This window comes from Neobacillus sp. PS3-34 (assembly GCF_030915465.1).
Lineage (GTDB): Bacteria > Bacillota > Bacilli > Bacillales > Cytobacillaceae > Neobacillus_A.
Window position 1 is genome coordinate 4,183,360 of record NZ_CP133267.1, and the last position, 14,893, is coordinate 4,198,252.

Sequence of the window (14,893 nt, forward strand, 5' to 3'; positions counted from 1 at the left end):
TGGTGTAAAATTATTTTAGAGACAAGCAAATAAAGAAGGTGAGTAAATGGCTAAAAAGCAGATTTCCGAACTTGTTAATAAATTAAAAAAGGCAGGAATTAAGGCCAGTTTAACGAAACCGAAATCAGATTACCTCTTATCTTTGCAAAAGCTCAAAAACTATAGCACCCCAGTTTAAACAGCATGGATTAAGAAAATCATCATGAAAAAAGCGGTTAATCATAAGAGATTAGCCGCTTTTTGCTCATTTTTCAAGTTCGCTGTTTATAAAATTGAATACTTCCTTTTCATTAAATTCTTCTCCCATGGGAAATTTTTTAATGAATGTATTATTTTCATCAACCAGATAAGTAAATGTGCTGTGGACAAAGAAACCATTACCAGGGTCTTTATATTGAAATTGGAGGGAGCTTGCTACTTTTCCGATACTTTTTTGGTCCTTTATTATACGATCCTTATTCCCTGTTAGGAAAATCCAATTTCCGTCATTTGGTATTTCGAATGAATCCATATATTTTTTTAATGTTTCAGGAGTGTCTCTGTACGGATCAATAGTAATGGTAATAAACTCAATTTTCTTTCCGTAGAGTTTGTTTTTTTCTAATTCCTCTTTTAGCTTATTCATCTTTTGGGTGGTTGTTGGACAAATATCAGGGCAATGAGTATAAATAAACTCAACTAATTTTAGTTCTTTATGGTCATTACCGAAACGATATAATTCATTGTTTTGAGTGGTTAATGTAATATTATCTGGAATCTTAGCATTAGCATCTCGGATAAGGAAAAAGGATATTCCTGCCATTATACCTATAATTATCAAACTGCTGCTTATCAAGTAAATTTTTTTCATTTTTTCTCCTCCCATTATTAAGATAAAGAAGTTTTCTGAAAAAAGATATGGATATTTTGTGAACTTAGCTAATGAAAGGTAAGGTTAATATTTATCGAATATAAATTTGTGGTAAATTAAATTATTAACAAAAGTGATAGTTTAACATTATAGTAAAACAAAAAGAATCTTAAATAAAGGAATGGGGAGTGGGGGTTGAAAAGAGCATTTGCCATTTGTTTGCAGTTAGGAATATTGTATGCTGTTTATGAATCAGGAAATATTCTGGTTCACTTTCTTCATTTAATCATTCCTGGAAATGTAGCAGGGATGATGATCCTTTTTTTGCTATTATCGTTTAAAATTATCAAAATAAAATGGATTGAAGCTGTGTCATCCTGGCTTCTAAAACATCTAGCTTTCTTTTTTGTTCCAATTGCAGCAGGCTTAATGAACATGGCGGGCTTATTTGTACATAAAGGCCTTCCTATTTTATTAATATTGTCTGTTAGTGCTTTTGCTGGAATAATTACGGCAGGGAAGACTGCGCAAGTTTTTATAACAAAAAAAGAAGAGGATACGGCAAATTAATATGATTACAATATTTAATATTGCATTAACTATAGGAGTTTACAATCTATCGAGGGTGATAAGTAAGCGCTTTTCATCACCGATTACGACTCCAGTTTTTTTAAGCACAGTCCTTGTGATTACAATCCTGCTTTTATTGAACATCACTTATACGGATTATAAGCCCGCATTGCAAATAATGACGCTATTGCTAGGGCGCTACTGTAGCTTTAGCTGTGCCATTATATAAAAATAGAAATCTTTTCTCCCTTTACTTTACTCCAGCTTTCTGGGGATTGATTACAGGAACCTTTGCGACTGTATTTTCAGCGGTCCTTATGGCTAAATTGCTGCATTTGGGCAGAGTAGTAATGGTCTCTTTAAGTATAAAATCGATTACTGTTCCAGTAGCAATTGAAGTGGCAAAAACGATTTCTGGGAGCATTCCGATGTCCGCTGCATTTGTCATAATTACCGGAATGTTTGGGGCAATGTTTGGCCCATTTATTCTAACTATAATGAAAGTCGACCATCCCTTTGCACGTGGGTTATCCATTGGGACCATTTCTCATGGAATTGGCACTGCTGCTGCTTTTAAAGAAGGAGAAATGCAGGGTGCAGTTGCAGGGGCGGCAATGTGCCTTTCAGCAGTGCTGACATCCTGCACTATTCCCTATATTTTACCTTTTTTTATTTGACATTTAATCGAAATTTTTATATGATTTTTAAGAATCAAATTTTATCTGCGAAGGGGTATGTTTTATGTTAGGTGTTGTTCTTAACTAATCCAAACAATTGGATAAGGTCATTCCGATTTGTGCTCATCAGCTTAAGGGCTGAGGCTTATTTTTCTATGGATTGGAATGGAGTTAAGAACAATGGTCATAGCAAAGCATACTGCTTAAACATTTAAATATCACTATACAATTTGTATAGATTTTATTTATTGTATTTTTAAGTATGTTCATATGGGAATGAAAAAGCCTTTTCAATCCCTTTATGCAGGCCGTAATGATATTGTTCATTACGGCTTTTTATTTGCCTTTTTATGCCCTCTGATTCTTTACCTTCATTTATAATTCTTCACCTCTAAAATATGAGGTTTCTGTAAAATATTCCTTTCAGCCTTTGATTATTAGCCCGATGCTGCATAATCACCTTTTAATAAAAATTAGCTTAGTTCTCAAACACAAGGAGGAAAGAAAATTGAATCAACATACTTTTCAAGTGTTGGATTATCATAAAGTCAAAGAAGAAGCGGCACAGTTCGCTTTAACGGCTGAAGGTAAAGAAAAGATTATCCATCTAGTCCCTTCAACAAACCTTAAACAAATTGAGGCATGGTTAGGGGAAGTGTCAGAGGCGGTAGAAATAATAAAGAAAAGCTCCAGTGTCCCAGTACATGGGTTAGAGGGGATGGAACAGCTTTTAGGAGGTTTGAATAAGGGGACGGCTCTCCGTCCTGACCAATTATCTAAACTTCTTGAATTTCTTGATTGCTGCGGAAAAATGCGCAGATTTATGAAGGATAAGGAGTATATTGCTCCAAGAGTCTCATCTTACGTAGAAGCAATTGAGGAATTGCCGGAGCTGGCGGCAGAGATCATTCGATGTATTCGTAATGGAAGGGTGGATGATTATGCGAGCAAGGATCTTCTAAGAATCAGAAAACAAATTGAAATACAAAACGATCGATTAAAAGAAAAAGTGCAGCAAATGGTCCGTTCTAATAAATATAAGATGTACTTACAGGAAAACGTGGTAAGCCAGCGCGATGGACGTTTTGTAATCCCGATTAAAAAAGAGTATCGAAATAAAATAAAGGGTACTGTTTTGGATACTTCAGCATCCGGTTCCACCCTTTTTATTGAACCAGAAGAAATTTCGAATTTTCAGGAACAACTGCTGTGGCTATTTTCCGATGAAGAGGCTGAGGTTCAGAAAGTCCTTTTCTACTTAACTGGCCTGGTTGAAAACAAGGAACAACAGCTTCGTTTAGCTGCAGAGACCATGATCCATTATGACTTTTTATTTGCAAAAGCCAAATATAGCAGAGCAATAGATGGAAGGGCTGTTATGATCAATGAATCCCAATATATAAATCTAAAAGAAGCAAGGCATCCTCTGTTAGGGAAACAAGCAGCACCGCTTAATTTAGAATTAGGCCAGCAGGAGCATGCATTGGTTATTACTGGACCAAACACGGGTGGAAAAACGGTTAGCATAAAAACGGCTGGTCTTTTAACAATAATGGCTCAATCCGGGTTTCATCTGCCAGTGGGAGAGGGAAGCTCTGTTAGTATTTTTCAAAAAGTATTGGTGGATATCGGAGATGGGCAAAGCATTGTAGATAATTTAAGTACATTTAGTTCCCGAATTATAAATATTATTGATATTTTAAAGGAGACACATGATCAATCACTTGTCCTTTTGGATGAACTGGGTTCTGGAACAGATCCAAAAGAAGGAATGGCCTTGCAACGGCAATTTTAGAAATGCTGTATGAAAAAGGGGCAACCATACTTGCGACTACCCATTATAGTGAAATAAAAGATTTTGCAGATTATCATCCTGGTTTTTTGAACGGTTCAATGGAGTTTGATTTAGAAACATTAAGACCTACGTACCGGCTTATAATTGGAAAGGGAGGAGAAAGCCAGGCTTTTGCTATTGCTTTAAAGCTGGGCATACACCCTAAAATCATCGAAAGCTGCCCATTCCATAACTTATAAGGAAGCGAAGAAATATCTTGTTGATCCAATGGATCATATTACTCTTAAAGATCTTGAAAAACAAATTATAATTAATAAGCACCAAAAAAGGTCAAGAAAGGATTCAGTTCAAACGAAAATGGACCATTTTGTACAAGGAGATAATGTACAGATTATACAGACCAATGAGTTCGGAATTGTTTATAAAGGACCTGATGGACTTGGCAATTACATTGTACAGGTAAAAGGCGAAAAGGTGAGTATTAATCAAAAAAGAATGAAGCTTTATATTGCAGCGAAGGAACTATATCCTGACGATTATGATTTCGATATCATCTTTCAATCTAAAGAAAACAGAAAGAAAAGCACTATGTTATCTAAAAAACATGTAGAGGATATAGTTATTGACCATCAGGAATAGCAAGGCCAGCCGGGGAGTTTTTACTTTCCAGCCTGTTTTTGGTGTGTATTTATTTCTTCTTTGATTGAAGGGAGCCGAAGTGATGATTTTTAACACATTTTCCCTTATGTCATGGTACAATGGGAAATGCAAAACAGCAGAGTGCTTTCTACAAAGGAGATTTTTAAATGGAAAAAAACGAAAAGAAAAATATTTTATCATTACAAGGCTTTTATTTACTTTCCTTTTTTGGAGTAGGCAGTCTGTTCCCTTTATTGAGTGTCTACTTATCTGAGGTAGAAAAGTTAAATGGATACCAGATTGGAACAATTTTATCTATTGGACCCATCATCACAATCTTTTTTCAGCCACTATGGGGAATGGTATCAGATGTTACAAACTCTCCAACAAAGGTTTTGACGTTTACCACCTTTATGGCTGGTATTTTTGGATTTGGATATTATTTTTTTGGATCATATATTATGTTTGTTTTAACGGCCATTTTAATCTCTGTATTTCAAAGCGCAATTATCCCGGTTTCCGACAGCATATCCTTAAAATATTCAAGCAGGATAAAAATAAACTATGGAAATATCCGTTTGTTTGGTTCTCTTGGTTTCGGTATTGCTGTGTTTGTAATGGGAAGGCTATCAGAACTGTCACCATCAGTTATTTTTTACTCCTTCTTTGTTTCACTTACGCTTGCTTCAATACTTGCAGTCAGGCTGCCAAAAGAGAAAGCAGAGCATCGTGCTAAATTATTATCAGGAGTAAAAGATCTGTTTAAATTAAAGAAATTTCTTGTCTTTATGTTCGTCACTTTCTTAATATTTGGCCTAATTTAGCAAACAACTTTTACTTTGGATTATTTGTTGATAATCTTGGAGGTACGTATACAGGAATAGGTATTGCTTTTTTAATTGCTGTTTTATCTGAAATCCCCTTTATGAGAGTAGCCGGAAGGGGAATCCAAAGGTTCGGGCTGCTTCCAATCGCTGCTATCGCTGGCTGTGTATCCATGATTAGATGGTTCTTTTACTTCCTTGAGCCAAGTCTTGCTCTGGTATATGCATCAGCGGTTATTCAGGGTTTTTCAATCGGATTGTTTATTCCAGCAGGTCTGCAGTATATACGCGATATTACCCCGGCTCATATTACTACAACTGCTGTTACAATTTACTCCGCAATTGGAAATGGACTAGGAAACTGGTTTAGTACCTTCTTTGGGGGAATCATTTACGACAAATTTTCTATTTATGGAGTTTATTTATTTTTTGGTGTTATGGCCTTTCTCGGAGTTATGTTAACGTTATGGTTAATAAAAGAAGAAAAAGCCAGCCTGCCTGTATCTAAAATGGTTATAAAGACACCCTCATAATAAGAAAAGCCTGCCCAAATGGACAGGTCTTTTACTTTAAATGGACTTCTTTAGGTTTCTATAATATTTGTTATGGGTAAAATCGAATACAGCTATTGGAAGAGGGAGGTCAGGATATGCCACATACAGGAGAGAGCCCGGGAAAAGGGGACTACAAATGCAAGAATTGTGGAAAGATCCTTTGGCTTGAAGAAGACAAGGACAGGCTGCCGCCATGTCCTGAATGCCATAAAACCGAATTTGATGAAGAATGAGAATGGTGCTGGCCCCATTTTTATTTCACAAAAATAATGTTCATTTTTCACCAATGAAAATTCCATTTTTTGAACATACTATAGGAAAAGGAGGCGATTCCTATTTTTTATGGCAAAAAGAACCAGGAAGATATGATCGAGACCATTTTAGAAAGCACAGAAATCTATTCCTGTTCAGATGATGCATGCATTGGCTGGATGAGAAAGGATTTTGCTACGGATGATTTATTATGTCCGATGTGCGGCAAAGAAACCATAAGTGAAATGCGGGAACTGCCCAAAATATAAGAATTTACGATTAAAGCATAAGAAAACGGCAGCTAAAATGGTTTTTCTCAGGGTTAGTTATAAATTTTCATTTTGCTGCCTGATTTCTTTACCGCCCAAAAGGCTGTTTGCTGTTTCCAGATACTTATGCTCCTCAACAGAATCTCCAGGAACAATTTTTTGTTCACGGAAACGGCCGCTACTATCAACCGTCATTTGTGGCCTATCAGGAACGGCCTCTTGGAAACCTTCATTTTTTTTCATAAAATCAACTCCTCCTTTTATTAAAGGATTTGTTAACACTAGCAGGTTTATTCGAAATATCTTTACCAGTTTTGGGGAAGATCCAAAGATTCATTATGGAGATTCTTTCTTTGGAGATAAAAATCAATTGTTCCAAGCTCTTCATTAAGAAGCAGTTCCATTTGTTCCAAATCTGACCTTCCAACTGGAGGGTCATTTGCATCCCAATGGACCCTGTAGACAAAATAGTAATCTTTAATTTGTCTAAAAATAACTGGTGAGCTAGGGAAATTGTCGAATATTCCTTTTATATTATATTTCTTTGTATAGCTCCATCTAAGTAGAAGCATCTGCAGACACCCCTTTGGTTGTTAATTCCATTATTTCTTAAAGGGGAGGAAAGTTCAACTAAAAATACCCCGGTGAGCTTAATGCTGCACCGGGGTATTTTTATTCTTCTCTTTTCGATAGGCAGCGGTCGCATTCCATTAAATAAGATTCAGCCTGCTCGTGCATATGTTGGCCGCATTCGGCGCACACCTTTTTAGGCAGATTACGAAAAAATTCAACCGGATTTTTCAACATAATAAATTTCCCTCCTTTTATAATACAATTATTCGTTATATAACCTGTTATAGTACAGTATAAACAAAAAAATAAAAAAAGTGTAGACTTTTAACCAAAAAATTTTAGTTTTTATTATAGCCTTGAGATTAACTGATAAGTTTCTTAGTCTTTAATTAGTTTTACTCAAATATATAGTAAAATATAGTTATTATCTTAGTTTGGTACTTCCCTACCAAACTACTTTCCATTACAATCATATTAGAATCCTATTACAAAAGGAGCGATGCTCTGGAATGACTGAATCCTTTAACCCTTTATTAATCCTTCTAGCCATCGGATTGACAATAATGGCTTCCTATACAGCATTAGACATGTTTACTCTTTTGAATACCTCCGATAAAAACAAACGTTCATTATTTCTTGGAGGTTCACTTTCATTGGGTATTGGAATATGGGTAATGAATTTTATGGGTTACTTAGCAGCCGATATTAACAGTTTTTCGGATATTCGATTGTCATTAACTTTCCTCTCAATATTAATTGGGACTTCTTTTACAGGGATGGCCTTTTCACTCTCTTTAGGAAAGTCTTAACAGCTAAACACCTTTTAATATCAAGTTTCTTCTTAACATTGGCTGTATTTTCTATACACATTATCAGCATATTTTCAATGAATAAGGGTGCGACATATAACCCTGCTCTTATTTCCATTTCAGGAATTTTGGTGTTTAGTGCATTTTTATTTTCATTATGGATGCTCTTTTTTACGAAAAATTTCGGACAGGAAAATCAAGCCTGGCTAAAACCTATTAGCGCAGTTATCATAACGGGAGCAATAACAGAGGGGCATTTTCTCCTGAAAAGGGCATCTTTAGTATCGGATAATCTTCATATTACGAACGCAACAGGGTCAGAAGAACAATTTATTATTTACCTGGTGCTGTTCGTATCAGTATTGATTCTTGGAGGCTTGATCGGCTCAAGTGCATTGATTAATAAAAGACTGGCAGAGTCAGATTCGAATTTGAAAGATATTAAGTCAGCTTTGGATGAATCTGCAATTGTAGGCATTACAGACCCAAAAGGGAATATAACATATGTCAATGATAAATTCGTAGAGATAACTAAGTATCAAAAAGAAGAGATACTTGGACAAAATCACCGGATATTAAATTCAGGTTACCATTCAAAAGAATTCTTTATCGACCTTTGGCAAACGATCCGTAGCGGAAATGTTTGGAGGGGCGAAATAAGGAACAAAGCTAAGGACGATTCATTTTATTGGGTTGACACCACCATTGTTCCCTTTCTCGATAAAAAGGGGAAACCTACACAATATGTATCAATCAGGTCAGATATATCCAGTCGAAAAATCGCAGAAGAGAAACTGCTCGATTCACTGAAGGAAGTCAAGGATGTCAATTTTGCCCTTGACCAGTCCTCTATTGTGGCTATAACAAATGCCAAAGGAATCATAACAAATGTTAACGAAAAATTCTGTGAAATATCAGGATATGATCGTTCTGAACTAATTGGGCAGGACCATCGAATATTAAATTCCGGTCACCATTCACGAGAATTTTTTAAGGAATTGTGGCAAACCATCGGGCAAGGAAAAGTGTGGAAGGGTGAAATTTGTAACAGGGCCAAAGATGGATTACTTTACTGGGTCGACACCACCATTGTTCCTTTCCTAAAAGAGAACGGTAAACCATATCAATATGTAGCAATTAGAACGGATATAACAGACCGAAAAACATCAGAAGTACATTTAAGAGATACATTAAAGGAATTAAGTGATTTTAAATTTGCTCTGGATGAGTCTTCAATTGTTGCCTTTACTGATTCGCAAGGTCACATCACCAGTGTAAATGATAATTTTTGTGAGATTTCTAAGTATTCAAGGGAAGAATTACTTGGTAAAGACCATCGTATTCTCAATTCTGGATTCCATTCTAAGGAATTCTTTAAAGAGTTATGGAGAACAATCGGCAGTGGCAAGGTTTGGAAAGGAGAGCTCAGAAATAAAGCAAAGGATGGCACCTTTTATTGGGTCGATACCACCATTGTTCCTTTTTTAAATGACCAGGGTAAGCCGTATCAGTATTTGGCAATTCGTAACGATATTACTGAGCGCAAGAAAACCGAGGAGGTTCTGCATCGCCAGGATAAACTTGCTGCAGTAGGCCAACTAGCTGCTGGAGTCGCACATGAAATCCGCAATCCGTTAACTTCGATGAAAGGGTATGCGGAATTCCTTCAGCTCGACGAACAAGATCCAGAACGGCAAGAGTTCCTTAATATTATTCTTGATGAAATTGAACGAGTAAATACAATAGTAGAAGATTTTATGGTATTAGCTAAACCTAAAGCTGTCGAGCTAGAGGAAAAGAATATTGTCCCGGTTATAAAGAATGTTGTTTCCCTGCTTGAATTTGAAGCGAGAAAGAAAAATGTCCGTATCGATTTCGATTGCAATCATGAGATCATTCAGGTAGAGTGCGACGAAAACCGTTTAAAGCAAGTATTCCTGAACTTTATTAAAAATGGAATTGAAGCAATGCCTGAAGGTGGAGATATAATCGTCAGGACTATAATTGAAGAAAACAATGTCCAAATATCCATACAGGACACAGGCATAGGAATTTCTGCAGAAAAATTAAAAAAGCTAGGTGAACCATTTTTTACTACTAAGAAAAATGGAAACGGTCTTGGCTTAATGGTCAGCTTTAAAATAATTGAAGGCCATAATGGTAGAGTTTTTGTTGAAAGTGAACCAAACAAAGGTACTACTTTCAATATTGTCCTGCCTGCTAAAACTGCTTAATTACCACCACGAAGAAACGGGAGCACACATCTTTCGTTTCTTTTTTTATTACCAATAAAAATATGATAAAAATATTGCTAATTTTGCCATATTTTTTTTTAATTTGAAGGACAATAATTTATTCTGTAGATTAATATGATTATATAAGTATGTTTGTTTACTGGAGGGAATAGAATGGGAGAACCGAAACATGTTAAAACAGTTTGTGGATATTGCGGTACTGGCTGCGGCCTGATGGTCGAGGTTGAGGATAACCGGATTGTAAAAATACGTGGCGACAAAGAGGCACCTGTTAATAGGCGCAAACCTGCGTAAAAGGCGCCTTTGCCTATGAATATGTCCATGCAGATAAAAGGCTGCGATCGCCTTATTTGAGAAAAGCAGGCAAGCTGGTAGAGGCCACATGGGAAGAAGCGCTTAATTATATTGCTACAAAATTAAACGGTATTCTAACCGAATTGGGACCAAATGCCATCTCCATGTTTGCATGCTCCCGAACTACAAATGAATCCAATTATATTACACAAAAATTTATGAGGGCTGTAATTGGAAGCAATAATATTGATGGCTGCAACCGAACGTGACACGCCCCTAGTGTTGCCGGTCTGGCAACTATTTTTGGAAGCGGTTTCCCAACAAACACACTTGAGGATTTTGATGAAGCTGAAGTTCTTCTTTTATTCGGCTCCAATACTACGGAAGCACATCCTATCATTGCAAACCGTATAAAAAAAGCCGTAAAATCGGGCTTGAAAATGATTGTTATTGACCCAAGAAAAATAGATATGGCCAAGTCTGCACACCGTCATTTACAAATTAATGTAGGTTCAGATATTGCCCTTATTAATGCATTCATTAGAATCATTCTTGAGGAGAATCTGTATAACAAGGATTTCATCAAGAACTTTACAGAGGATATTGATGCACTTAAAGAAAGAGTAGATCGGTATACACCTGAATATGCATCTGAAATAACGGGTGTCAGCTCTGAGGATATCCTGATGTCAGCAAGAGAATATGCAAGTGCAGGGAGTGCTATGATCGCTTATACTTTAGGCATTACAGAGCACCATTGCGGAGTAAACAATGTGTTCGATATTGGAAATCTCGCTTTGCTGACTGGCAATATCGGAAAAAAAGGTACTGGAATAATGCCGCTTCGCGGTCAAAATAACGTTCAGGGAGCAGGGGATATGGGATGTCTGCCAAATCACCTTCCAGGGGCAATGAATCTTTCAAATCCAGATAATAGGCTCCGGTATGAAACGGAATGGAAAGTTACATTGAATAAGGAGGCAGGTGACACACAAACCAGGACATTTGACAGGCTTGAAGAAGGTGGTCTAAAAGCACTTTATGTTATTGGTGAAAATCCGCTTTTGGCAGATGTTCATATGAATCACACCAAAAAGCTGCTTGAAAAACTGGATTTATTAGTAGTACAAGATATCTTTATGACAGAAACTGCTGAGTTGGCTGATGTTGTATTGCCGGCACGTTCTTGGGGAGAAGTTGATGGTACCTATACGAATACTGACAGAAGAATCCAGAGAGCCCGTAAGGCAGTGGAGGCCTATCCGGAAACGAAAGAAGATTGGCAAATTCTTTGTGAATTATCCTCATTAATGGGTTATGAGATGAAGTATGAGAATAGTGAAGAAATCTGGGATGAAGTACGCAGGCTCGCATGGGAAATGTATGGAGGTATTTCTTATTCCCGTCTGGAAAAGGAATACGGCATCCATTATCCATGCCCTGATGAAACACATCAGGGAACATTTATTTTGCATCAAAGATTCCATCAGGAGGCAAGTGAAGAGACCAAAAAAGCACCATTTGTACCGGTGGAATATACAGCACCTTTAGAGCAGCCAGATGCTGAGTATCCTTTTATTTTAACAACAGGCAGAAGGTACGAATCTTATAATACCCATTCACAAACACGCTATTATGCTGTAGGGGTAAAACTGAAGCAAACAGAAGAAACAGTCGATATCCATCCGGAAGATGCAGCAAAACTTGGTGTACAGGACGGTGAAATTGTTTCTGTAAAATCCCGCCGTGGAGAATTAAAGGTAAAAACGAAAATTACTGACCAGGTTGTGCCGGGGCTTGTATTTATGAGCTTTCACTGGAGTGAAGTCCCAACAAATGTATTAACAATCAATGAGTATGATCCAATTTCAGGTACGGCTGAATTTAAAGCGTGTGCCGTTGCAATAGCTCCGCTAAAGAATCAATAAAAAGAAGGATAGTAAAAGAAAAGCGGCTGCAATGCAGCCGCTTTTTTACGCAAATCTATAGTAGATTAAGAGGAATGTTGAAAGAACAAACAAGAAGTTCAAAAATACAAATATCATTTGATCGATCTTTGTTTTATGAATTTTAATAGGGGGATTATAAAATGAAACCCCTTCTATTATAAAGATAATAAGGATGATGTGGATCATAAAATGCCCTGAAAGCTCCACACCTCCGAATAAGGTTGTGGTCATGATGAAAATGCCTGTAAGGACAATAGCAAGCAGTCTATTAAGCACTCCTACAACAAGCAAGTAACCAACAACAAATTCAATAAATGCACTTAAAACAATAAAAGTAGAAGGATCGTATCCAAAAGTCGGCACTCCATGATGGAGGATAATATCAACCGAAAGCCCAGGGTATACCCATTTTTCGACTGCTACCCAACAGAGAGATAATCCTGTTCCTAAATAAAGGAATGGAAAGCCCCATTCTTCAATTTTTGTACTCCCAATTAACAAGACGAAAATGATGGCCAGGTAAAATCCATAATCAAGCATATGAAAAGGACCGTAGTGTGAAGCCATATTAATAAAAATGATAAATAATATGAGAGCGCCAGCCTTGGTTGAATAATGGATGGGTATTAGTAGAAATATAATTGCTGCCCATGCCATGTAGGTAATTAAATCTGAATGAATGTGAATTTCAGGTGCAAAAATGGTTCCTGAACTTACTTGAATGATTAATGCTGCTGCCGTTCCATATTTTAGAATATAGCGGGAGTATTTTCTGAAACCCTCCAAAAACTTATCAGCCTTTTGAAGTGGCTTCCATCTCATTAGAACAGGCAAAAGCTGGGGAAGAATGGCTAGGCCAATCGCCACTCCGATCGCTATAACCATGAACAAGGGAGATAAAATTTGTTCAATCGGCACTTTAACAGGTTTAAGCTCGGTGAACCATTTTACATGCGCTTCAGTGAAAATAGGTGTATTTAAAATAGCTATAAAAATGAATAATGAAGCCATCTTTTTCTTCATAATAATTCTCCTTATATGTTTTAATGATTTTCAGGTGATGACTTGTGAATCACTTCACATTTATAATATACAATAATTTCATAGACTTGTTCTGCTTAAAATATGACTATTTAATGAATGTTATTACTATGTAAATAGGGAAAACCACTAATATTGATAAACAGTTGTATAGTTTTAAAAAAGCTGATTCTAAAAGATTGTTGTTTTGCAATAGGTTTTTAAAAGCAAATCGTTGAAAAAGAAGTTGATTGGAGCGGAAGGTGCCAGACTCCTGCGGGAGCAGCGGGACAGGTGAGACCCCACAGGCTCTTGCGCCGAGGAGGCTCACCGCCCGCCCCGCGGAAAGCGAGCATCCTGGAGTGGAAATCAACTACTCCTTAAATAGCAACAAAGTATACGAAAACAGCAAAAAAAAGAGAATGATTTGTTTTTGCTACAAACCCAAAACATGTTTAATTAAACACCTATTTTATTTAAATATTCTGTTAATAAGAAATGTTATCGTAATATAATTGCCACGCTTGTAACCTTTTTATAATACCCCTGTTCTTTGTATTTTTAAAATACATGTTAACATGGACATTGTTAGCTGCTAAAGAGCATGGGAGGTTATTTAAAATGAAAAAAACATTTAAAACATTAATTGCTGTTGCTGCACTCTCAGGAACTGTTGGTGCTAATGTACAGGCGGCAGAAATCACTGTAAAAAAAGGTGACACAATTTGGGATCTTTCTCAAGTACATAATGAGTCTGTAGAAAACATAAAAAGCTGGAATAACTTATCTTCTGACCTTATTTACCCTGGCGATGTCATCATTACTTCACCTGAAGCGAACTATTCAGTTAAAGACGGTGATTCATTATGGGAAATTGCAAGAAACTATAATGTACATGTTAATGAGTTAATGAAATGGAATCAGTTGGATAATGAATTAATTAAACCTGGTATGAAATTAATGATATTTAAGAGCGGCAAGGGACCTTTCAATATCGCTGCCCCAGTTACACATCGAGTTAAAACAGAGGAAAAAACACCTGAGAAGGTAGAGTCTGTTTCAACTACAACACCAGTTAAACAGCCTGCGAAGCCAGCTATGGCCAAACCTGAACCAGCCAAACATACTGCATCGGTACCGGCTGTTAGTACTCCAACTGTACCAAAACCGGCTGCACAGAAAGAGCAGAAGCCTGCTGAAGCTGCTCAACCTGTTCAGAAAACCACTAGTCCTTCAGATAATGCTGATAAAGAAATTTCCGTTTTAGCTACAGCATATACTGCTAACTGTGAAGGATGCTCAGGTGTGACGACAACGGGCATTAATTTAAAAGATAATCCAGATGCAAAAGTAATCTCTGTTGATCCTTCGATTATACCGCTTGGTTCTAAGGTATTTGTTGAAGGCTATGGTTATGCAACTGCGGGTGATACTGGCGGAAGCATTAAAGGAAATAGAATTGATGTATTTATCCCTACACAAGAAGCAGCTGAACAATGGGGATCTAAACAAGTAACGGTTAAAATCATTAAATAACAATAAAACTGCCTATTTGGGCAGTTT

General features: G+C 36.8%; 19 protein-coding genes and 1 pseudogene. 15 read left to right on the forward strand and 5 right to left on the reverse strand.

Annotated elements, in window-relative coordinates; genetic code table 11:
• Positions 1–46 precede the first annotated feature (46 nt).
• The gene (locus RCG23_RS21905; RefSeq protein WP_308177378.1) at positions 47–178 is read left to right on the forward strand and encodes a hypothetical protein; all 132 of its coding nucleotides are present in this window, start codon (positions 47–49) and stop codon (positions 176–178) included.
• A gap of 66 nt (positions 179–244) precedes the next feature.
• Here RCG23_RS21905 and RCG23_RS21910 read toward each other — a convergent pair whose 3' ends face one another.
• The gene (locus RCG23_RS21910) at positions 245–850 is read right to left on the reverse strand and encodes an SCO family protein (protein ID WP_308177379.1); all 606 of its coding nucleotides are present in this window, start codon (positions 848–850) and stop codon (positions 245–247) included.
• A gap of 195 nt (positions 851–1,045) precedes the next feature.
• Here RCG23_RS21910 and RCG23_RS21915 point away from each other — a divergent pair, with 195 nt between their 5' ends.
• The 9 genes and pseudogenes from RCG23_RS21915 (at position 1,046) to RCG23_RS21955 (ending at position 6,430) form a co-directional block, all read left to right on the forward strand.
• Positions 1,046–1,420: a CidA/LrgA family protein gene (locus RCG23_RS21915; protein ID WP_308177380.1), complete on the forward strand. Its 375-nt coding sequence runs from the start codon at positions 1,046–1,048 to the stop codon at positions 1,418–1,420.
• A gap of 1 nt (position 1,421) precedes the next feature.
• Positions 1,422–1,649 (forward strand): LrgB family protein, encoded by a 228-nt coding sequence (locus tag RCG23_RS21920; RefSeq protein ID WP_308177381.1) that lies wholly within the window; start codon positions 1,422–1,424, stop codon positions 1,647–1,649.
• A complete protein-coding gene (locus RCG23_RS21925) occupies positions 1,636–2,097 on the forward strand; it encodes an LrgB family protein (RefSeq protein ID WP_308177382.1) in 462 nt (153 codons plus the stop codon). The genes RCG23_RS21920 and RCG23_RS21925 overlap by 14 nt, the downstream gene beginning before the upstream one ends.
• A 508-nt stretch (positions 2,098–2,605) precedes the next feature.
• Positions 2,606–3,892, forward strand: coding sequence for an endonuclease MutS2 (locus RCG23_RS21930; RefSeq protein ID WP_308177383.1), 1,287 nt, complete (start codon positions 2,606–2,608; stop codon positions 3,890–3,892).
• A 2-nt stretch (positions 3,893–3,894) separates the two neighbouring features.
• Complete coding sequence (locus tag RCG23_RS21935) at positions 3,895–4,131, forward strand: hypothetical protein (RefSeq protein ID WP_308177384.1); 237 nt, start codon at positions 3,895–3,897, stop codon at positions 4,129–4,131.
• 28 nt (positions 4,132–4,159) lie between these two features.
• A complete protein-coding gene (locus tag RCG23_RS21940) occupies positions 4,160–4,531 on the forward strand; it encodes a hypothetical protein (protein WP_308177385.1) in 372 nt (123 codons plus the stop codon).
• Positions 4,532–4,698: 167 nt separating this feature from the next.
• Positions 4,699–5,814, forward strand: a pseudogene (locus RCG23_RS21945) (MFS transporter); the annotation flags it as partial.
• Positions 5,815–6,004: 190 nt separating this feature from the next.
• Positions 6,005–6,142, forward strand: a complete 138-nt coding sequence (locus RCG23_RS21950) for a zinc ribbon-containing protein (protein WP_308177386.1) — start codon at positions 6,005–6,007, stop codon at positions 6,140–6,142.
• Between the two features lie 102 nt (positions 6,143–6,244).
• The gene (locus tag RCG23_RS21955) at positions 6,245–6,430 is read left to right on the forward strand and encodes a cold-inducible protein YdjO-related protein (protein WP_308180136.1); all 186 of its coding nucleotides are present in this window, start codon (positions 6,245–6,247) and stop codon (positions 6,428–6,430) included.
• Positions 6,431–6,487: 57 nt separating this feature from the next.
• Here the strand turns inward: RCG23_RS21955 and RCG23_RS21960 are convergent, their stop codons facing one another.
• The 3 genes from RCG23_RS21960 to yhfH all read right to left on the reverse strand — a co-directional run bounded on the left by RCG23_RS21960 (position 6,488) and on the right by yhfH (position 7,237).
• On the reverse strand, positions 6,488–6,673 hold the full coding sequence (locus RCG23_RS21960; RefSeq protein ID WP_308177387.1) for a hypothetical protein: 186 nt from the start codon (positions 6,671–6,673) through the stop codon (positions 6,488–6,490).
• 62 nt (positions 6,674–6,735) lie between these two features.
• Positions 6,736–7,002: a hypothetical protein gene (locus tag RCG23_RS21965; RefSeq protein ID WP_308177388.1), complete on the reverse strand. Its 267-nt coding sequence runs from the start codon at positions 7,000–7,002 to the stop codon at positions 6,736–6,738.
• A 100-nt stretch (positions 7,003–7,102) separates the two neighbouring features.
• A complete protein-coding gene (gene yhfH, locus RCG23_RS21970; protein ID WP_308177389.1) occupies positions 7,103–7,237 on the reverse strand; it encodes a protein YhfH in 135 nt (44 codons plus the stop codon).
• A gap of 275 nt (positions 7,238–7,512) precedes the next feature.
• Between yhfH and RCG23_RS21975 the strand changes: the two genes are divergently transcribed.
• The 4 genes from RCG23_RS21975 to fdhF all read left to right on the forward strand — a co-directional run bounded on the left by RCG23_RS21975 (position 7,513) and on the right by fdhF (position 12,289).
• Positions 7,513–7,812 carry an MHYT domain-containing protein gene (locus RCG23_RS21975; protein WP_308177390.1) on the forward strand — a complete coding sequence of 100 codons (300 nt, stop codon included), beginning with the start codon at positions 7,513–7,515 and terminating at the stop codon, positions 7,810–7,812.
• Positions 7,813–7,889: 77 nt separating this feature from the next.
• The gene (locus RCG23_RS21980; protein WP_308177391.1) at positions 7,890–10,046 is read left to right on the forward strand and encodes a PAS domain S-box protein; all 2,157 of its coding nucleotides are present in this window, start codon (positions 7,890–7,892) and stop codon (positions 10,044–10,046) included.
• Positions 10,047–10,220: 174 nt separating this feature from the next.
• Complete coding sequence (locus RCG23_RS21985) at positions 10,221–10,361, forward strand: hypothetical protein (RefSeq protein WP_308177392.1); 141 nt, start codon at positions 10,221–10,223, stop codon at positions 10,359–10,361.
• Between the two features lie 56 nt (positions 10,362–10,417).
• Entirely contained in the window at positions 10,418–12,289 is a 1,872-nt protein-coding gene (fdhF, locus tag RCG23_RS21990; protein WP_308177393.1) for a formate dehydrogenase subunit alpha, read from the forward strand.
• A 45-nt stretch (positions 12,290–12,334) separates the two neighbouring features.
• Here fdhF and RCG23_RS21995 read toward each other — a convergent pair whose 3' ends face one another.
• Positions 12,335–13,333, reverse strand: coding sequence for a DoxX family membrane protein (locus RCG23_RS21995; RefSeq protein ID WP_308177394.1), 999 nt, complete (start codon positions 13,331–13,333; stop codon positions 12,335–12,337).
• Positions 13,334–13,951: 618 nt separating this feature from the next.
• On the opposite strand from RCG23_RS21995, the gene RCG23_RS22000 reads away from it, so the two are divergent.
• Complete coding sequence (locus tag RCG23_RS22000) at positions 13,952–14,866, forward strand: 3D domain-containing protein (RefSeq protein ID WP_308177395.1); 915 nt, start codon at positions 13,952–13,954, stop codon at positions 14,864–14,866.
• Positions 14,867–14,893: the final 27 nt, after the last annotated feature.